Below are 17,947 nucleotides of genomic sequence, written 5' to 3' on the forward strand. Positions count from 1 at the left end.
CTCTTAAAGCCGACCTTTGGGCCAACTCAGGAACCAAGAGCAAACGGCGACGCCGATATGGCGCCGCCGCTTGCAATCTTCAGGTCGTGCCTGGCGATCAGCTGTTGCTGGAGGTTCCGGCTGTTGGAAACTGCTTGGCGAATTCCTTCTCGTTGCCGGCGGCGAGCAGCTTGGCCTGCTCGATCCAGCGTTCGCGCGCGATGCGGCCATCGAAATTCATGACGTCCTCGATCCGTTTGATATCGGCCGCTGTCCAGGACGCGATCTGGGCGAAGCTGGTGACGCCTTGTGCCTTGAGCAGTTTCTCATTGACCGGACCGATACCGATCAGCCGACGCAGATTGTCGGGCTTTCCGGATGCTGGCTTGGCTGTTGCAGGCTTGACTGTTGCAGGCTTGCTCGTTGCGGATTTGGCTGGAGCCGAGGTTTTGGTGGCGGCGGGTTTCGCCGCCGGCTTGGCAGGGACCGCCTTGGCAGAGACCGCTTTCGCAGCGGCCGGTTTGGCCGTCGCGGGCTTTGTGGTGGCGGATTTGGCCGTCGCGGGGGTCGACATCAGGGCCGCCGGCGCCTGGCTTGCCGGTTTTGCCGCGCTGCTTCCGGCGGCAGGTGCGGCCGACGCTTCGCGCAGCCGGCGCTCAAGGTCGGCGCGGGTCTTGCCGCATGCATCGAGTTCGCCGGTCAGGCGGTCGCTGTCGGTGCGCAGCCTGTCGCGTTCGCTGCGTGTACGGTCGAGATCGCCGCGCAAGCTGTCGAGTTCACCGCGCAGGCGCCCCCAAAGGAACCAGCCGACCAATACGCCTATCAGGAACGCCAGGACCACGTAGAAAAAAGTGCCCATTGTCTCTCTCCAGTCAGATCCGTCTGCCGTGGGTCATGATCTTCGGCGAAGGACTACTCTTGGTGGTTCCGCGGTAAGCAGAACAGCCGGCTTCGGTTCGAGCTGTCGGCGATCGGCTTTGCTTGCCCATGGCCAACGGCCGTTGTCGCGTTCGCCTGAGCGCCACGGCCGGCTGAGATTTCTCCTCGCCGATCCGCATGCGCTCCGGCTGAGCTTGGAGCGAAGGCTATCATAGAGCTTGTGGAAAGCTATCGGAAAACTTCGGTGGAGAGTACTTCAAGAACAGATATTTAGGGCGATAGTAGAGCTGTCCCAACATGCATTCCGGCTAAACTGTTAGAGCGACGCCTGGGGGCGCATTTCAAGTGTCGAGCGCTTCCAGCTCGTCGATCAGGCCACTGATGACGCCAAGTCCGATCTGCCAGAAGGCGGGATCGGTGGCGTCGAGCCCGAAGGGCGCCAGAAGCTCGGAATGATGTTTGGTGCCGCCGGCGCGCAGCATTTCGAAATACTTGTCCTGAAAGCCGCGCTCGGCGTTCTGGTAGACCGCGTAGAGCGAGTTCACCAGGCAGTCGCCGAAAGCATAGGCATAGACATAAAAGGGCGAATGGATGAAGTGCGGGATGTAGGTCCAGAACACCTCGTAGCCTTCGCGCAGCTTGATGGCGGGACCCAGACTTTCGGCCTGCACTTCGAGCCAGAACTGACCGAGCCTGTCGGAGGTCAGTTCGCCGTTCTTGCGTTCGGCATGCACCTTGCGCTCGAATTCATAGAAGGCGATCTGGCGCACGACCGTGTTGATCATGTCCTCGACCTTCTGGGCGAGCATGGCCTTGCGCTCGCGCCGGTCGGTGGTCTGGTCGAGCAGCGAGCGGAAGGTCAGCATCTCGCCGAAGACCGATGCCGTCTCGGCCAGCGTCAGCGGCGTCGAGGCCATCAGCGCACCCTGGCCGCCGGCCAGCACCTGATGCACGCCATGGCCAAGCTCGTGCGCCAGCGTCATCACATCGCGCGGCTTGCCCATGTAGTTGAGCAGGACATAGGGATGCGCCGACGGTACGGTCGGATGCGCGAAGGCGCCAGGCGACTTGCCGGGCCGCACCGGCGCGTCGATCCAGTTCCGGTCGAAGAAGGTTCGCGCGATCTCGGCCATGTCGGGCGAAAAGCGCTGATAGGCGGACAGCACGGTGTTCCTGGCCTCGTCCCAGCCGATGATCGCCTGGGGCGTATCCGGCAACGGCGCGTTGCGGTCCCAATGGTTCATCACCTCCATGCCCAGCCAGCGTGCCTTCATCGCGTAGTAGCGGTGCGAGAGGCGCGGATAGGCATCGCGAACGGCGGAGGCCAAGGCGTCCACCACACTGCGCTCGACGCGGTTGGCCAGATGGCGTGAATCGGCGATGTCCTCGAAGCCACGCCAGCGGTCGGATATCTCCTTGTCCTTGGCCAGCGTGTTGGTGATCAGCGTGAAGGTGCGCAAGTTCTTGCGGAAGGTCGTGGCCAGCGCCTCGGACGCCCGGCGGCGCACCTCGCCGTCGGCGTCCTGCAGACGATTCAGCGCGGGCTCCAACGTCAGTTCCTCGCCGTCGATGTGGAAGCGAAGGTCGGTCATCGTCTCGTCGAACAGGCGGTTCCAGGCGCCGCGTCCGGTGATCGACTTTTCGTGGAAGAGCTGCTCGACGCGGTCCTCGAGCTGGTAAGGCTTGTCCTTGCGCAGATCGAGCACCCATGGCCGATAGTGGCCAAAGGCGGGATCGCCGGCGAGCGCGCCTTCGATCGACGCATCGTCGATCAGGTTGAGTTCGAGCGCGAAGAACAGAAGGTGCGCGCTGGCGTCGGTCATCTTCTCCTGGATGTCGCCATAGAGCTTGGCGCGCTGGGGATCGGCGGTGTTTCCGGCATAAACCAGTCCCGCATAGGAGACGATGCGGCCGATCAGTTCCTCCAGCGCCTCGTAGGCGACAAGCGCCTCGCCCAGCCTGCCGGCGCCGCCGCGCTCGGCTTCGGCGGCCAGCGTACCCTTCCAGCGGCTCTCGAAACTGGTCGCATCGGTGGCGGCCTTGGCGATGTCGCGCTTCAGCTCCGGCGCGTCCATGCCGGCATAGAGGTCGGCAAGGTTCCATTCCGGCAAGTCGCCCAGCTCGGCCGCGCCTTGACCCGACGCCGGCGCCGCCAGCCGCCGTGCGGAAACCATGTGCCCAGAATCCCTATGCATTGCCGACACCTTCCGTGGCCAAGGTTCAAGGAGAAACGAGAAGCCGGTCAAATCCTAAGGAATTCATTCACCGGGTTTTTTGAAACCTTATTTAGAACCCTGTGCCAAGATGGTCCACAGGGCAGAATTCCTCGGGCGGGCAGTCACACCAGTCATGACAGGTTCCATACTCATAGTCGATGACGATCCGGTGCAACGCCGGCTGCTCGAAGCGGCGGTGACGCGGTTCGGCTACAGCGCAATCGTGGTCGACGGCGGCGCGGCCGCTCTCGACATCCTCGATGGGCCCGGCGCCCGCGAGGTGTCGGTGGTCATCCTCGATCTGGTCATGCCCGGTCTCGACGGTATCGGCGTGCTGAAGGCGATGCGCGAGCGCGACATCAACGTGCCGGCGATCGTGCAAACCGCGCAGGGCGGAATCGAGACCGTGGTTTCGGCGATGCGTCATGGCGCCTTCGATTTCGTCGTCAAGCCGGCGTCTCCCGACAGACTGCAGGCGTCGATCGGCAATGCGCTCAAGGTCGAGGCCGTCGAGGGCGAGGTCAAGCGCACATCGCGCCGGCGCGGCGGCCTCCTGACCTTCAAGGACATGATCACGCACAGCCCGGCCATGGACAGGGTGATCCGTCTTGGCCAGAAAGCGGCGGCATCCAACATTCCGATCCTGATCGAGGGCGAGTCCGGCGTCGGCAAGGAACTGGTGGCGCGTGCCATCCAGGGCAGTGGCGACCGCCGCACGAAGCCCTTCGTCACCGTCAATTGCGGCGCCATTCCAGACAATCTGGTCGAATCGATCCTGTTCGGTCACGAGAAGGGCTCGTTCACCGGGGCCACCGACAAGCACACCGGCAAGTTCGTCGAAGCGCATTCGGGCACGCTGTTTCTCGACGAGATCGGCGACCTGCCGCTCGACGTGCAGGTCAAGCTGTTGCGCGCGGTCCAGGACGGCGAGGTCGACCCGGTCGGTGGGCGCTCGACCGTCAGGGTCGACATCAGGCTGATTTCGGCGACGCACCGCAACCTCCTGCAGCAGGTCAAGGACGGCAAGTTCCGCGAGGATCTGTTCTACCGGCTGAACGTCTATCCGATCTTCGTGCCGCCGCTGCGCGACCGCCGCGACGACATCCCGTATCTGGTCACCCATTTCATGGAGAAGGTCGCGCCGGCCGACCCGCACCGTCGCCTGCAAGGTATTTCGGCGGCAGCGCTCGCGGTGCTGCAGGCCTATGACTGGCCCGGAAACATCCGGCAGCTCGAAAACGCCGTCTTTCGCGCCTCGGTGCTTTGCGAAGGCGATATGTTAACCGCGGAGGACTTCCCGCAGATCCGGGCGCAAGTGGAAGGCACCGTCAACCTCGATATGGATGGCGACGCGCCGTCGCCGTCCTTGCCTTTGCAGGCGCGCGATGACGAAGCCTTGCCCGGCGAGGGCGGCCCGGCAATCGCGTTCGATCCGCCGGCAAGGCTGCAGCCTCGCTTCGGCACGTTGCGGGCGCTCGACGAGCGCGGCAATGTGCGGGCACTTGCCGATGTCGAACTCGAGATGATCAAGCTTGCCATCGATCACTACAACGGACAGATGAGCGAAGTCGCCCGCCGACTCGGCATCGGCCGCTCGACGCTCTATCGCAAGCTCAAGGAACACGGCATCGATCCGGAGACAGGCCGCGTCGATCGACTAGCCTCTTAAGGGCGATGCCGGGCTGAGCTTTGGCCCGGCTTCCGGCTTTGCCACAAGGCCGGCGCCAGCTTGCAATGCCACAACGGGCCTTGTATCGCCGTTTCGGCGGCATTGTGGCTGTCCCGTGGACAGCTCTGTTCACGCATTAAGGCTAACGGTAACAGATCGTGTTTGGGGCGAAGGCGAAAATCCGATCTAAACCAGCGGTTTACCAAGAAACCTTGTGAACAATTTTTGACGGGATATCGCCACGGTGTTACCGCATTTCGGCTTCAATAAGCGATGATTAACCATTAGGATCGATATTCGGGTGTGCTAATGCCACATCCGTTTGGACAAATCCGGGGACAAACGGCAGCCTGCAAGGCCTTTTGATTTGAACAGAATCGAACGACACACAAACAGGCGGCACCATCATTTGAGCGTCTGGCCGAAGTGGCTGGCAGTGTTGGTTGTCGCTTTTGGTTTTGTTGCCGCGGCTGCGAGCGGAGCCAGCGCCGAAACACGGTCGCTGAAGCTGTATCATCTCCACACCCACGAGAAGGCCGAGATCGTCTACAAGCGCAACGGCCGCTACGTTCCCGAGGGTCTCCGCAAGATCAACATCATTTTGCGCGACTGGCGTCGCAACGAGCCGACCAAGATGGATCCGCGCCTGCTGGATCTCGTCTGGGAGGCGTATCGGGAAGCAGGTGCCACGGACTACATCCAGGTCGTGTGCGGCTATCGCTCGCCGTCGACGAACTCGATGCTGCGCAGCCGCAGCAGGGGCGTGGCCGAGAAGAGCCAGCACATGCTCGGCAAGGCGATGGATTTCTATATTCCCGGCGTGCCGCTGAAAAAGCTGCGCAACATCGGCCTCAAGATGCAGGGCGGCGGCGTCGGCTACTATCCGTCATCGGGTTCGCCGTTCGTCCATATGGATGTCGGCAATGTGCGCCATTGGCCCGGTATCAGCCGCCAGGAACTGGTCTCCCTGTTCCCCAATGGCAAGACGCTGCATGTGCCGAGCGACGGCAGGCCGCTGCCCGGCTTTGAGCAGGCGCTCGCCTCCTACAAGGCGCGCAAGGGATCGGGCTCGCCGGCCATCGAGATGGCCAGTGCCGGCGGCAGCAGCAAGAAATCGGGTGGATTCCTGTCGGCTTTCTTCGGTGGCGGCGGCGACGACGAGGCCGACGACAGCGCCGATGTCGAGACCGCTTCGGCCGCCCCCCCGCCCAAGGCGAGAAACCTGAAGCCGGCAGCGGCGGCCAAGACCAGCAACCTCCCGGGCATCGCCATCGTGGCGCCGGAGAATGCGCGGCGCGCCGAGATTCCGCAGGTGACCGAACAGCAGGCTCCGGAGCCGGAAGAGGACACGCCGGAGACGATCATCGCGGCATTGCCGGCCCGAAGCATTCCGCTGCCGGATTTCGCACCGCGGCCGAAAGCCGATGTCGGCGCGCAGCAGCCTGAGAATGTTCCCTTCGCGATGGCGGAGGCGACAGCCACCACCGAGCAGGCCGTGGCGACCGCGCATGCGCCGGCGAGCGTTCCTTTCGGCATGGCCGATGCAACGGCTTCGGCTGATGCGACCCAGGTCGCGGTCAACAACATACCGTTGCCGACATGGCGTCCCGACAATTCGCTGCCGGCCGCTCTGGCTGCGCCGCCCAGCAAGGATGTGCTGATGGCGCTGGCCGAGACGGCCGACCAAGGCAAGACCGCGACCGATGCGTTCTCGGTGCTGCCGACGGCGCGGCCCGAGATGGCCAGGCCGGACGCGGTCAAGGCCGTGCTCGACGAGGCCAATGCCCAGGTCGGTGCGGCCGATTACCAGCTTGCTTCCTTGTCCGGGTCCGAGCCGCGTTCGGCGTTCAACGATCCGGGCACCAACACCGCATCGCCGCGCGATGCTGTCGTGGCCCGCCCAGTCGGTTCCGATCCGGCCGCCGCGATCGGCGCCGGCGTCAAGACGACGCGCAAGGAATCGAGAGCCACCGCCCGCGACCTGAAGCCAGGCCCCAAGGCCATGGTGGTTGCAGCCGCACCGCAGGCCGCCCGTTGGGCCTTGACCAGCGGCGAGCAGGTCGCCACCGTTTCAAGCGCGACGACGGCGCCGGGTTACGCCTACAGCATCGTGCACACGCCGCCGAGCGAGGTCTACACCGCTGGCTTCCAGCCGAGCAGCCAGGTGGCCGATGCCAATCGCTTCACCGGCAACGCCGTCAAGTTCATGTCGGTAGCTCGCTTCCAGACCAAATGACGGCAAATCAACCGACAAAGCCGCGCCGGGCAACCAGCGCGGCTTTTTGCTGCGTGGCCGGATCCGGTCGCGCGGCCCGCCGGCTTCCGATCACACCGGCCTGACATTGCCGTGATCGGGGAACGCCTCGTGCCGTCAACGGTTTCTCCCTCGTTCGTTCAAACCCGGGGATACCCATGAAGAAGATTCTACTGGCATCGGTCATCGCGTTGGCAACCGCTTCGGCGGCCATCGCCCCTACGCAGGCCGAAACCATTGTCGTCAAGACCCACGATCACATGCACATGAAGAAGCACTGCCGGACCAAGGTTGTCACGACCTGGAAGCATCATCATAGGGTGGTCAGGGAAGTCAGGGTCTGCAACTGATCCAGCCAAGGCAGTCCTGGAAAAAACATCCGGCGGAAACCCGGTCGACGCAAGTCGGCCGGGTTTTTCCATGCCGCCATGAAAGCCTTATTTTGCGAGCTTGCTCGCCGCGCGCGCCAAGGCTTCGATCTCGTCCCATTTGCCGGCCTTGACGAGGTCGTCGGGCGCCACCCAGGAGCCGCCGACGCAGACCACGTTGGGCAGGCTGAGATAGTCAGCTGCGTTCTTGGCCGAGATGCCGCCGGTCGGGCAGAATTTCACATCGGCGAGCGGCGAGGCGAAGGCCTTCAGCGAAGCGATGCCGCCCGACTGCTCGGCCGGGAAGAATTTCAGGAAGCGCAAGCCGGCTTCGCGCGCGGCCATGATCTCGCCGGGGGTGATCGCACCGGGCAGCAGCGGAACATCGCTGGCGGCGGCTGCCGACAGAAGCTCGCGGGTGATGCCGGGGCTGACGATGAAGCGCGAGCCCGCGGCGGCCGCCTCTTCGAACTGCCTGGCATCGAGAATGGTGCCGGCGCCGACGATGGCTTCCTCGACTTCACCAGCGACCCGCCGGATCGCTTCCAGCGCGTCGGCGGTCCTCAGCGTGATCTCGATCGCAGGCAGGCCGCCGCGCGCCAGAGCGCGGGCCAGCGGCACGGCATTGGCAACATCGGAGATCTTCAGCACCGGGATGACGGGCTGGCCGTTGAGGAGCGACAGAAGTTTTTCGGTCTTGCTGGGCATGTGTCTCTCCGTGGCGTGGGACAATTCAACCGATTAGCAGAAGGCCGTTTTCCTGTCCACGAAACCGGCCGTGTCGCGATGTCACGCGTCGCCCATGCTCGCCAAGCCCAAGTTGACAAGGGTGGCTGCCGGCTCGATGGTGCCGACAGCTTTTGTCCCGGTGGCTTTTCAGGATAGGAATTTTTTCTTGACTCCCTGATCTCAGCTATGGTACAAATTCGCCCATGGTGCAGATTTGCGCCAGTGACCCGCCGAACAGGATGCCTGCTTTGCCTTGAATCGGCTTGCTCGAGCGTCTAGTGGCTTCGGCAATGACATCACTTCCACTCCTTCGCGTCGCCGCGCTCTACCGGTTTGCCCGGCTCGACGCTTTCGAAGAACTGCGCGCGCCGCTCGCCGCATTCTGCTGCGGGCGCGGCATAAAGGGCACGCTGCTGCTGGCGCATGAAGGCATCAACGGCACCGTCGCCGGCAGCGAGACGGCAATTGCCGAACTAATCGCGTATCTCGAAGCCATCGAAGGGCTTGCCGGACTCGAGGTCAAGTACAGCGCGGCCGCGAACATGCCGTTCCATCGCATGAAGGTGCGGCTGAAGCGCGAGATCGTCACCATGGGTGTCGATGACATCGATCCTTCGAAAAGTGCCGGCACCTACGTCGCGCCGGCCGACTGGAACGCTCTGATTTCGCAGCCCGGCACTGTCATCATCGACACGCGCAACGCCTATGAGGTGTCGATCGGCACGTTCAAGGGTGCGATCGACCCGGCCACCGCAAGCTTTCGCGAGTTCCCGGCCTGGGTGGAAACGCACCGGGCGGAGCTCGAAGGCCGCAAGGTTGCGATGTTCTGCACCGGCGGCATACGCTGCGAAAAGGCAACCGCCTATGTCAAATCGCTCGGCTTCGAGGATGTCTTCCATCTCAAGGGCGGTATCCTCAAATACCTCGAAGAGGTTCCGGCCGAACAGAGCCTCTGGCAAGGCGAGTGCTTCGTCTTCGACGAGCGCGTTTCGGTGTCGCACGGCCTTACCGAGGGCGACGCGGAACTGTGCCGCGCCTGCCGCCACCCGCTGACGCCGGGCGAGCTGACGTCGCCCAAATTCGCTGCCGGTATTTCGTGCCCGCATTGCTTCGATGCGCGTTCGGACGAGGACCGCCAGCGTTATGCCGAGCGCCAGCGCCAGGTCGAGCTTGCGCAGGCGCGGGGCAGGGGGCCGCATATCGGCTCCTGATCCAGCATCGTGCTGCTGCAAAGCGGCTGCCTGTCATTGCAATGTCAAGTTTCGGGACCTACGTCTTCGACGTTCGAAACCCGCCCGTTGGCCAATCCTGGAGGCACTGAATGTTCGATCCCAAGAAGCTTCTCGACGATCTGCTCGGCTCGCAAATCCCCGGCACCAGCGGCACCGTTCGCGACAAGGCGGGGCAGGCCGTGCAGATGGCCAAGGACAATCCGCTGGCCGCCGGTGCGCTGGCTGCGGTGCTGCTCGGAACCGGTACTGGCCGCAACGTGACGGGCGCCGCGGTGAAGCTTGGCGGACTGGCCGCGATCGGCGGCCTCGCCTACAAGGCCTACCAGAATTACAAGGCCGGCAACGCGCCCGCGGAAGCACCGGCGGCCGGCGAACCGGAATTGCTGCCGCCGCCCAAGGATACCCCCTTCCACCCCTCGCAGGCGCCGCAAGGCGAGGACGAATTCACGCTGACGCTGGTTCGGGCGATGATTTCGGCGGCGAAGGCCGATGGCCATATCGACGATGAAGAGCGCCAGAAGATCGCCGGCAAGCTCAGCCTGGCCGGCATAGGCTCCGACGCCGAAAAGTTCCTGATGGCGGAGCTGGCAAGCCCGCTCGACCTCGACACGCTGGTGGCCGGCGCCAAGACCGATGCGCAGAAGCTCGAACTCTACACGGCGTCGCGCCTGACCATCGATCCCGACACACGCGCCGAGCGCGGTTATCTCGACCTGCTTGCCGGCCGGCTCGGCCTGCCGGACGCGCTGGTCGACCATGTCGAGGCGACGGTTTCGGCGGCCAAGGTGCCGGCCAAGGCCGGGACGTCACCCAATCCGCGCTGGTAGGCCAAAACGGCACAGGGGGGCACTTTCCGGGTTAACCGCTCATTAACCCAGCAAGCGCATCATTCAACACAGTCGGATCGGCTTTTCCTCCTCCCAAGCCCGGTTCAGATCAGGGGCGGTCGCCAATGGCCGCCCTTTTTGTCGGTCCGGCCGGATGGACACGCTTGCCATCGCCGCCGTCATTTGCGATGCCTTCCTTTTCGAGCCAACCCCCCAAAATCAGTCGAGCAAGCGCAGCGCTGCCGGAGGACAATAGCCATGACCGAGCAAAGAACCGCCATCGTCACCGGGGCCGGCACGGGCATCGGCAAGAGCGTCGCCACGGCGCTGCTCAAGGCCGGCTGGAACACGGTGTTCTGCGGACGCCGCAAATCCGTGCTGGATGCAGCCGTGGCTGAGGCCGGGTCCACCGGCGCCAAGGCCCTGGCGGTTGCCTGCGATATCAGCAAGGCAGGCGAGGTCGACGATCTGTTCGAGACCGTGGCGGCGGCCTTCGGCCGTGTCGACCTGCTCTTCAACAATGCCGGCATGGGCTACAAATCGACGCCGATCGACGAGATACCGGTCGAAGTGTGGAACGATATCGTCGGCGTCAACCTCACCGGTTCGTTCCTGTGCGCCCGTGCCGCCTTTGGCGCCATGCGCAAGCAGAAGCCGATGGGTGGCCGCATCATCAACAACGGTTCGGTGTCGGCCTATGCGCCGCGCCCAGGCTCGGTGCCCTACACGGCGACCAAGCATGCCATCACCGGACTGACCAAGACGCTGGCGCTCGACGGCCGGCCCTATGACATCGCCTGCGGCCAGATCGACATCGGCAATGCGCTGACCGACATGGCGCAGCCGATGACGGTCGGTGTGCCGCAGGCCAACGGCTCGATCGCAGCCGAAGCGGTGATGGATGTTCAGCATGTCGCCAACGCCGTCGTTCACATGGCCAGCCTGCCGCTCGACGCCAACGTGCTGTTCATGACCGTGATGGCGACCAAGATGCCGTTTGTCGGGCGGGGGTGAGCAGCCCGGTTCGCGTAAGCGAATTCATCGTGCCAGTGGCACGATGAAAGGCCGGCGAACGCTGGGACGCTGCGAAGCAGCGGGGGCCCAGCCGGATGGTTCTATTTCCCCGCAAGCGGCACGCCGGGCTTGAACAGCAGAATGGGCCTGATCTCGTAAACGGCGGTGGGATTGACGCGACGAAGGTCGCGGGCGATCGCGATGGCCTCGTCTCGCGTGGCGCAGTCGACGACATAGAGCCCGAGCAACTGTTCCTTGGTTTCGGCGAAAGGACCGTCGATGATCACACCGTCGCCCGGGCCGCGCAGGGTGATGGCATCCTGTGTTGCGCCCAGACGCGCGGACGGCCCCAGCGTGCCTTCCTCATGAAGCCGGGTGTTGATCTTCAGCAGGTCGGCCATAAGTGCTGCATCTTCCTGCGGCGTCAGCGCCTTGATCGCATCTTCCACGTGATAGGCAAGGATTGCGTAGAACATTTTATGTCACCTGCTTCGATCCTGATCCAGGGAGCGTAGCGGTTCCCGACACGCCCGCCCAGCCTTGGCCGTGCGTGTCCGGACAGATCATGACACCATCATTGTCGCCAGCCGCAACCACCCGGAAAGAGGCCACCGGCCCGCTTTCAAACCTACTTCGCCAGGAATGCTCCGATCCGCTCCAGCGCGCGCAGGATGTTCTCCTCGGAATTGGCATAGGAGAGCCTGATATAGCCTTCGCCGAGAATGCCGAAATCGGGGCCGCCGATCAGCGCCACGCCGGCCTCGTCGAGCAGTGCCGAGGCGAGCTTCTTGGCCTTCCAGCCGGTCTTCGAGACGTTGGGGAAGGCGTAGAACGCGCCCCTGGGCGTGATGCAGGAAATATTAGGCAGGGCATTCAGTCCCTCGACGACGATCTTCCGGCGGCGGTCGAAGGCGCGCATCATCTCGTCGACGTCGTCCTGCGGGCCGTCGATGGCGGCGATGCCGGCAAACTGGCTCGGCGCGTTGACGCAGGACCAGCAATTGACCGCCAGCTTGCGCACCTTGTCGTAGAGATGGGCGCCCTTGTCGCCATTCGGCCAGATCGACCAGCCCATGCGCCAGCCGGTCATCGCCCAGGTCTTCGACCAGCCGTTGAGCACGATCAGCCGGTCGCGGATTTCGGGAAAGCCGAGCAGCGAGCAATGCGTCTCGCCATCATAGGTCATGACGTCGTAGATCTCGTCGGAGAGGATGGCGACCTGCGGATGCGCCTCCAGCCCCTTGACCAGTTTCTCGATCTCGGCGCGAGGCGTGACGCCGCCGGTCGGATTGGCGGGCGAGTTGAGGATCAGCAGCCTGGTCTTCGAGGTGATCAGCGCCAGCGTCTCCTCGGCCGAGAAGGCAAAGCCGTTTTCTTCGCGCATCGGCACGGGAATGGGTGCCGCACCCGTGAACTCGATCATCGAGCGGTAGATGGGGAAGCCGGGGTCCGGGTAGAGGATCTCGGCGCCGGGCTCGCCGAACATCAGGATCGCGGCGAACATGGTCGGCTTGCCGCCGGGCAGGATCATCACCGTTTCGGGCGATATCTCGACACCGGTGGTGGTCAGCGTGCGGCGCACCACCGCCTCGCGCGTCGCCAGCAGGCCATTGGCCGGCGTGTAGCCGTGATGGCCGTCGCGCAGCGCCTTGATCGCCGCCTCGACGATGTGCTGCGGCGTCTTGAAGTCGGGCTGGCCGATGCCGAGATTGACGATGTCGCGGCCTTGTTGGGCAAGTGCTGTGGCCCTCGCAAGCACGGCGAAGGCGTTTTCCTCGCCAAGGCGGTCGAAGGCCGAAATCGTGTGGAGCATTTTTCCCGTCCGTGTGGTTCTTGCTGTTGGGTCGCGTTTTTGTGAGCCTCAGCCCGCAAAAGTCAAACGGATTGGAGCATTCGGTGTCGGAAAATCTGAAGGATTGGCAACCGCGTCCGCGGCCCGAACGCAAGACCATCGACGGTCGATACGTCCGGCTTGAACCGCTGAGCGCTGCAAAACACGGCGACGGCCTCTATGAAGCGTCCTCCGTGTCCGATATCGACGACCGCTTCGCCTGGTTGCCCGATTATCCGCCGGAGACCCGCGCCGCCTTCCAGCCATGGCTGGACAAGGTCGAGGCCAGCGAGGATCCGCTGTTCTTCACCGTCATCGACAAGGCCAGCGGCAAGGTCGCCGGACGCCAGACGCTGATGCGCATCGATCCGGCCTACGGCGTCATCGAGATCGGCAACATCTATTGGGGACCGCTCATCTCGCGCAAGCCGGGAGCAACCGAAGCGCAGTTCCTGTTCATGAAATACATCTTCGACGGGCTCGGCTATCGCCGCTACGAATGGAAGTGCAACAACCGCAACGAGCCATCGAAGCGGGCGGCCGAGCGGTTCGGCTTCAAGTTCGAAGGCATTTTCCGCCAGCATCTCATCGTCAAGGGTGAAAACCGCGACACTGCGTGGTATTCGATCATCGACAAGGAATGGCCGGCGCTGCGCAGTGCCTATGAGGCGTGGCTCGATCCGGCCAATTTCGATGGCGACGGCCGGCAGAAGCGACGGCTCGAGGATTTTCGCGCGGAATTCGGCGCTTAGGAGTTCACTATTGGCACATACCCACGATCACACTGGGCACGGTCACGGCCCTGGTCATGTGCATGGCTCGACCGACAAGAAACGCGTTCTGATCGCAGCCTGCCTGACCGGCGGCTTCATGGTCGCCGAGGCGCTTGGCGGCATCCTCACGGGCTCGCTGGCGCTGCTGGCCGATGCCGGCCACATGCTCGCCGATTCGATCGCGCTCGGCCTTGCCTGGTATGCGTTTCATCTTGGCGGCCGGCCGGCGACCGTTCGCCTCACCTATGGCTTCGGCCGGGTCAAGACGCTGGTGGCCTATACCAACGGCATCGCCATCTTCGTCATCGCGCTGTGGATCGTCTATGAGGCCTGGGGACGCCTGCAGGCGCCGGCGCCGGTGCTTGGCGGGCCGATGCTGGTGGTGGCGATCCTCGGCCTGCTGGTGAACCTCGGCTCGTTCTTCGTGCTGCATGGCGGCGACCGCGAGAGCCTGAACATGCGCGGCGCCATCCTGCATGTGCTTGGCGACCTGCTCGGCTCGGCGGCGGCCATCGCGGCGGCGCTGGTCATCCTGGCGACCGGCTGGACGCCGATCGACCCGATCCTGTCGGTCCTGGTTTCACTGCTGATCCTCTACACGGCGTGGTCGCTGATGCGGGAGGCCGCCCATGTCCTGCTCGAGGGCGTGCCGCCAAGCCTCGACCGAGATCTGATCGCCAGCGATATAGAGGCGACCATCCAGGGCGTGCGCGAAGTGCACCACATGCATGTCTGGTCGCTCGACGGGACCAGCAATATGGCGACGCTGCATGCCTGTCTCGACGAGGGCGTCGATGCGCATCAGGCGGTGAGTGCCGTCAAGAAGCGGCTTGCCAGCGAGCACGGCATCAGCCATGCCACCGTGGAACCGGAATTCGGGCAATGCGCCGACGATGGCGACGAGCACGACCACGGGCACGAGCATGAAGCGGCTGCATACCACGACCACCATCACTAGGACCGGATCGATCGATGTCGATCGTCCTGCCTCAGGAGTTGCAAAACCTTGAAAACCAGCTTGACGAACGCCCATCCTCCGGACGCGGCATGATGGACCGCGACACCAGGAACGCGGTCATCGCCGCCGCGTGGATCATGCTGCTGTTCGGTATAGGCGCCTACTATCTGCCGACGGTAATGCTGGCACTCGGCAGCCTTTCCACCGTGCTGGCCGGCGCCTTTGGCATCGTCTTCGTGCTGGCGTTCTTCTCGGTGTTCTGGCTGCGCGCCCGCAACCAGCGCAAAAACCAGGGTAAATAGGCAAGGGATCTTCGACATGCGCATTCTGATCACTGGCGCCGCGGGTATGGTCGGCCGCAAGCTCATCGCCCGGCTGGCCAAGGACGGCACGCTGCGCGGGGGCAAGATCACCGCGCTCGATCTCCACGATATCGTGCCGCCACAGGCGCCGAGCCTGGATGGCGTCAGCGTCACGCTGCACACCGGCGATCTCGCCGAAGCGGGTGCCACCGAGCGCCTGGTCGCATCGCGCCCCGACGTCGTGTTCCACCTTGCCGGCATCGTGTCGGGCGAGGCGGAAGCGAATTTCGATCTCGGCTACCGCGTCAATCTCGATGGCACGCGCGCCCTGTTCGATGCCATCCGGGTGGCGGGCTTTGCGCCGCGCGTCGTCTTCACCTCGTCGATCGCGGTGTTCGGCGCGCCGTTCCCGGACGTCATTCCCGATGACTTCCATCCGACGCCGCTGACCTCTTATGGTACCCAGAAGCAGATGAGCGAAGCGCTGCTGGCCGACTATTCCAGGCGCGGGTTCTTCGACGGTATCGGCATCCGGCTGCCGACAATCTGCGTGCGGCCGGGCAAGCCGAACAAGGCGGCGTCCGGCTTCTTCTCGGGCATCATCCGCGAGCCGTTGAGCGGCCATGAGGCGATCCTGCCGGTGCCGCGCTCGGTCGTGCACACGCATGCCAGCCCGCGCTCGGCGGTGAACTTCCTGATCCATGCGGCGGGGATCGACGGCAGCGCTGTCGGGCCACGCCGCAATCTGACGATGCCCGGCGTCGCCGTCACCGTCGGCGAGCAGATCGAGGCGCTGGAACGCATCGCCGGGCCGAAGGCGGTAAGCCTGATCCGCGAGGTTCCGGATGACACGATCTGGGCGATCGTCAAGGGCTGGCCGACGCGCTTCGAGGCAAAGCGGTCACGGGAGCTCGGCTTCAGCGCCGAAAAGAGTTTTGACGAGATCATCCGCGCTCACATCGAGGATGAGCTGGGCGGCAAGATCGCGGGTTAAACTCCGAGCCTCTTGGCGCCGGGCATCATCCGCCGCTCGCCAGGCTTGCCGACAGCAGCAGCAGTCCGAACAGGAACACGAAGGCGGCGCCGCCGATCTCGACGATCGAGTGGATGCGGTTGCCCATGCGGCCGTCGCCGGCGAAATAGACCGCCCAGTTCTTGGCGGTCACCGCCAGCGTCGCCAGTGCCGAAACGGTGATGGCGGTGCCCAGCGACATTGCCAGCACCGACAGCAGGCCGCCGAGCCAGAGGCCGTTGAGCAGGGCGAAGCTGAGCACGATCAGCGCGCCGGAGCAGGGGCGGATGCCGACCGCCGCCACCGCTGTCCAGGCCGTGCGCCAGTCGAAGCGGTCGCCTGACAGCAGCGCCGGATCGGGTGCGTGCGAATGGCCGCAGGTGTCGCAGACTTCGCCGGCCGCGTGATCGTAATGAGCATGATCGTGTTCGGCATGATCGTGATGATCGTGCGAAGGGCCGTGCACATGGTCATGCGCGTGTAGCGCGTGCGAATGGGCATGCGCCGAATGGCTGTGAGCTGCATGGGAATGGCCGGCATGCGAATGCGCGCCGTGCGAATGACCCCCGTGAGAATGACCGGCGTGAGAATGGCCGGCATGAGCCGCCGACAGGCTGTAGGCCGGGCCCTTGCCGAACAGACGCAGGACGGAAGGACCGAGTTTGCGCCACAGCAGCCAGGCGCCGAACAGGGTGACGAAGACAAAGCTCATGATCTCCATGAACCAGGCTGCGTCCGTCATCGAGACGGAGGTGCCGCGCAGGACGAAATAGGCGACCCCCATCACCGCGACCGCGGTCAGGCCCTGCAGCAGCGCCGAGACGAAGGACAAGAGGATGCCGCGCCGCAACGCCACTTCATTGGCCACCATGTAGGACGAGATCACCGCCTTGCCGTGACCGGGGCCGGCGGCATGGAAAATACCGTAGGCGAAGGACAGGCCGACGAGTATCCAGATCTTGCTGCCGTCCTGGCGCATCGCCTTCATCGCCGTTGCCAGCGCGCGGTAGAATTCCTGCTGCCTGAGATTGATCCACATCAGGATATGGGCGAACGGGCCGGTGGTGGGCGCCATGCCGTCATTGACGCCGATGCCGAGCGAACTCTGGGCATGAGCGGCGTCGGCGAAATGCATCATGGCGACTGTGAGGGCCAACAGGCCGAATGCCAAACGCAGGGACGGTTTCGTCACCGGCTTCATCCTTCTGGCTGACAGGTCAGTTCGAGCTTGGTGGCGAAGATCTTGCTCATATCGGTGCCGGTCGGATCGTTGAAGAAGGCATCGGTGAGGGTCTTCTGGTTTTCCTTGATGGCCTCGTCGGGGTCGGGACGGACCACCTTGCTGGTGCAGTTCGAGGGCAGGCCTTCGACCGTGATGTTGGAGTCCTCGGTGAAGTCGATCGCCGTGTAGAATGTCGGATCGTAGACGCCGATATCGATCTTGCCGTTGAGCTTGATCGGCACCTTCGGTTCGGACTCGAACAGGATGATCAGCTGGTCGTTGTCGAAATTGGCCATCAGATGCGGCGGCGGCGCCATCGCCACGTCCTTGCCGTCGACGGTGACGAGCTGGAAGTAATTGAACTCCGCCAACGAGGCATGAACGGTGTCGGCGACTTCCTTCAGCTCCTTGTCGTCGAGCTTCAGGTCGGAGTTCTTGTCGAATTCCATCATCACCGTCGAGGAAAACAGATCGTCGAAGCGCCAGAGATGACGCAGAGCCTTCACGCTTTGGTGATCCGGGGAGAGGATCACATCGAGGCGAGCCTCGGCGAAGACGTGTGGATGCACGTAAGCGGGTCCAGTGGCGGCAAAGCTAGCCGCCAAGGCCGAAGCCAGCATGATTGCGTGCCGTTTCAGGTGCATTCTCGGTCGCGATTCCCTAGGCCTCGGAAGAGTTGCCG

The 17,947-nt window shown here is 64.0% G+C and carries 17 protein-coding genes; 10 read left to right on the forward strand and 7 right to left on the reverse strand.

What is annotated here, in order from left to right; all coding sequences use genetic code 11:
- Positions 1-97: 97 nt before the first annotated feature.
- Positions 98-838: a proton-conducting membrane transporter gene (locus tag AC0L2D_RS10590; RefSeq protein WP_337123714.1), complete on the reverse strand. Its 741-nt coding sequence runs from the start codon at positions 836-838 to the stop codon at positions 98-100.
- 361 nt (positions 839-1,199) lie between these two features.
- A complete protein-coding gene (locus AC0L2D_RS10595; protein ID WP_064995625.1) occupies positions 1,200-3,032 on the reverse strand; it encodes a M3 family oligoendopeptidase in 1,833 nt (610 codons plus the stop codon).
- Between the two features lie 175 nt (positions 3,033-3,207).
- Here AC0L2D_RS10595 and AC0L2D_RS10600 point away from each other — a divergent pair, with 175 nt between their 5' ends.
- The 3 genes from AC0L2D_RS10600 (at position 3,208) to AC0L2D_RS10610 (ending at position 7,347) form a co-directional block, all read left to right on the forward strand.
- Positions 3,208-4,743, forward strand: coding sequence for a sigma-54-dependent transcriptional regulator (locus tag AC0L2D_RS10600; protein WP_013529737.1), 1,536 nt, complete (start codon positions 3,208-3,210; stop codon positions 4,741-4,743).
- 409 nt (positions 4,744-5,152) lie between these two features.
- The gene (gene mepK, locus AC0L2D_RS10605; RefSeq protein WP_473540998.1) at positions 5,153-6,979 is read left to right on the forward strand and encodes a peptidoglycan L,D-endopeptidase MepK; all 1,827 of its coding nucleotides are present in this window, start codon (positions 5,153-5,155) and stop codon (positions 6,977-6,979) included.
- A 176-nt stretch (positions 6,980-7,155) separates the two neighbouring features.
- Positions 7,156-7,347, forward strand: coding sequence for a hypothetical protein (locus AC0L2D_RS10610; protein WP_013529739.1), 192 nt, complete (start codon positions 7,156-7,158; stop codon positions 7,345-7,347).
- Positions 7,348-7,434: 87 nt separating this feature from the next.
- Here AC0L2D_RS10610 and AC0L2D_RS10615 read toward each other — a convergent pair whose 3' ends face one another.
- Positions 7,435-8,073 carry a 2-dehydro-3-deoxy-phosphogluconate aldolase gene (locus AC0L2D_RS10615; RefSeq protein ID WP_127367336.1) on the reverse strand — a complete coding sequence of 213 codons (639 nt, stop codon included), beginning with the start codon at positions 8,071-8,073 and terminating at the stop codon, positions 7,435-7,437.
- Positions 8,074-8,384: 311 nt separating this feature from the next.
- Between AC0L2D_RS10615 and trhO the strand changes: the two genes are divergently transcribed.
- From trhO to AC0L2D_RS10630, 3 genes are all read left to right on the forward strand, one after another.
- Positions 8,385-9,305, forward strand: a complete 921-nt coding sequence (trhO, locus tag AC0L2D_RS10620) for an oxygen-dependent tRNA uridine(34) hydroxylase TrhO (protein ID WP_473541000.1) — start codon at positions 8,385-8,387, stop codon at positions 9,303-9,305.
- A gap of 110 nt (positions 9,306-9,415) precedes the next feature.
- Positions 9,416-10,153 carry a tellurite resistance TerB family protein gene (locus AC0L2D_RS10625; RefSeq protein WP_024502721.1) on the forward strand — a complete coding sequence of 246 codons (738 nt, stop codon included), beginning with the start codon at positions 9,416-9,418 and terminating at the stop codon, positions 10,151-10,153.
- 258 nt (positions 10,154-10,411) lie between these two features.
- The gene (locus tag AC0L2D_RS10630) at positions 10,412-11,167 is read left to right on the forward strand and encodes an SDR family oxidoreductase (protein WP_064995626.1); all 756 of its coding nucleotides are present in this window, start codon (positions 10,412-10,414) and stop codon (positions 11,165-11,167) included.
- A 101-nt stretch (positions 11,168-11,268) separates the two neighbouring features.
- On the opposite strand, the gene AC0L2D_RS10635 is transcribed toward AC0L2D_RS10630, so the two are convergent.
- Positions 11,269-11,643 carry a YciI family protein gene (locus AC0L2D_RS10635; RefSeq protein WP_013529744.1) on the reverse strand — a complete coding sequence of 125 codons (375 nt, stop codon included), beginning with the start codon at positions 11,641-11,643 and terminating at the stop codon, positions 11,269-11,271.
- Positions 11,644-11,795: 152 nt separating this feature from the next.
- On the reverse strand, positions 11,796-12,980 hold the full coding sequence (locus AC0L2D_RS10640) for a pyridoxal phosphate-dependent aminotransferase (protein WP_473541001.1): 1,185 nt from the start codon (positions 12,978-12,980) through the stop codon (positions 11,796-11,798).
- Between the two features lie 83 nt (positions 12,981-13,063).
- On the opposite strand from AC0L2D_RS10640, the gene AC0L2D_RS10645 reads away from it, so the two are divergent.
- From AC0L2D_RS10645 to denD, 4 genes are all read left to right on the forward strand, one after another.
- Positions 13,064-13,750: a GNAT family N-acetyltransferase gene (locus tag AC0L2D_RS10645; RefSeq protein WP_013529746.1), complete on the forward strand. Its 687-nt coding sequence runs from the start codon at positions 13,064-13,066 to the stop codon at positions 13,748-13,750.
- Between the two features lie 10 nt (positions 13,751-13,760).
- A complete protein-coding gene (locus tag AC0L2D_RS10650) occupies positions 13,761-14,729 on the forward strand; it encodes a cation diffusion facilitator family transporter (RefSeq protein WP_024502717.1) in 969 nt (322 codons plus the stop codon).
- An 89-nt stretch (positions 14,730-14,818) separates the two neighbouring features.
- The gene (locus AC0L2D_RS10655) at positions 14,819-15,031 is read left to right on the forward strand and encodes a hypothetical protein (RefSeq protein ID WP_013529748.1); all 213 of its coding nucleotides are present in this window, start codon (positions 14,819-14,821) and stop codon (positions 15,029-15,031) included.
- Between the two features lie 16 nt (positions 15,032-15,047).
- On the forward strand, positions 15,048-16,025 hold the full coding sequence (denD, locus tag AC0L2D_RS10660) for a D-erythronate dehydrogenase (protein ID WP_013529749.1): 978 nt from the start codon (positions 15,048-15,050) through the stop codon (positions 16,023-16,025).
- A gap of 25 nt (positions 16,026-16,050) precedes the next feature.
- On the opposite strand, the gene AC0L2D_RS10665 is transcribed toward denD, so the two are convergent.
- The gene (locus AC0L2D_RS10665) at positions 16,051-17,244 is read right to left on the reverse strand and encodes a nickel/cobalt transporter (RefSeq protein ID WP_473541002.1); all 1,194 of its coding nucleotides are present in this window, start codon (positions 17,242-17,244) and stop codon (positions 16,051-16,053) included.
- The gene (locus tag AC0L2D_RS10670) at positions 17,241-17,909 is read right to left on the reverse strand and encodes a DUF1007 family protein (protein ID WP_473541003.1); all 669 of its coding nucleotides are present in this window, start codon (positions 17,907-17,909) and stop codon (positions 17,241-17,243) included. The genes AC0L2D_RS10665 and AC0L2D_RS10670 overlap by 4 nt, the downstream gene beginning before the upstream one ends.
- Positions 17,910-17,947 lie beyond the last annotated feature (38 nt).

The organism is Mesorhizobium sp. WSM4833, from assembly GCF_055811095.1.

Bases quoted from the DNA above. Each gene is read 5' to 3' on its own strand.
- AC0L2D_RS10590 (WP_337123714.1), bottom strand. From the start codon at position 838: ATGGGCACTTTTTTCTACGTGGTCCTGGCGTTCCTGATAGGCGTATTG.
- denD (WP_013529749.1), top strand. From the start codon at position 15,048: ATGCGCATTCTGATCACTGGCGCCGCGGGTATGGTCGGCCGCAAGCTC.
- AC0L2D_RS10655 (WP_013529748.1), top strand. From the start codon at position 14,819: ATGATGGACCGCGACACCAGGAACGCGGTCATCGCCGCCGCGTGGATC.
- trhO (WP_473541000.1), top strand. From the start codon at position 8,385: ATGACATCACTTCCACTCCTTCGCGTCGCCGCGCTCTACCGGTTTGCC.
- AC0L2D_RS10615 (WP_127367336.1), bottom strand. From the start codon at position 8,073: ATGCCCAGCAAGACCGAAAAACTTCTGTCGCTCCTCAACGGCCAGCCC.
- AC0L2D_RS10640 (WP_473541001.1), bottom strand. From the start codon at position 12,980: ATGCTCCACACGATTTCGGCCTTCGACCGCCTTGGCGAGGAAAACGCC.
- AC0L2D_RS10600 (WP_013529737.1), top strand. From the start codon at position 3,208: ATGACAGGTTCCATACTCATAGTCGATGACGATCCGGTGCAACGCCGG.
- AC0L2D_RS10630 (WP_064995626.1), top strand. From the start codon at position 10,412: ATGACCGAGCAAAGAACCGCCATCGTCACCGGGGCCGGCACGGGCATC.
- AC0L2D_RS10635 (WP_013529744.1), bottom strand. From the start codon at position 11,643: ATGTTCTACGCAATCCTTGCCTATCACGTGGAAGATGCGATCAAGGCG.
- AC0L2D_RS10610 (WP_013529739.1), top strand. From the start codon at position 7,156: ATGAAGAAGATTCTACTGGCATCGGTCATCGCGTTGGCAACCGCTTCG.
- AC0L2D_RS10665 (WP_473541002.1), bottom strand. From the start codon at position 17,244: ATGAAGCCGGTGACGAAACCGTCCCTGCGTTTGGCATTCGGCCTGTTG.
- AC0L2D_RS10670 (WP_473541003.1), bottom strand. From the start codon at position 17,909: ATGCACCTGAAACGGCACGCAATCATGCTGGCTTCGGCCTTGGCGGCT.
- AC0L2D_RS10625 (WP_024502721.1), top strand. From the start codon at position 9,416: ATGTTCGATCCCAAGAAGCTTCTCGACGATCTGCTCGGCTCGCAAATC.
- AC0L2D_RS10595 (WP_064995625.1), bottom strand. From the start codon at position 3,032: ATGGTTTCCGCACGGCGGCTGGCGGCGCCGGCGTCGGGTCAAGGCGCG.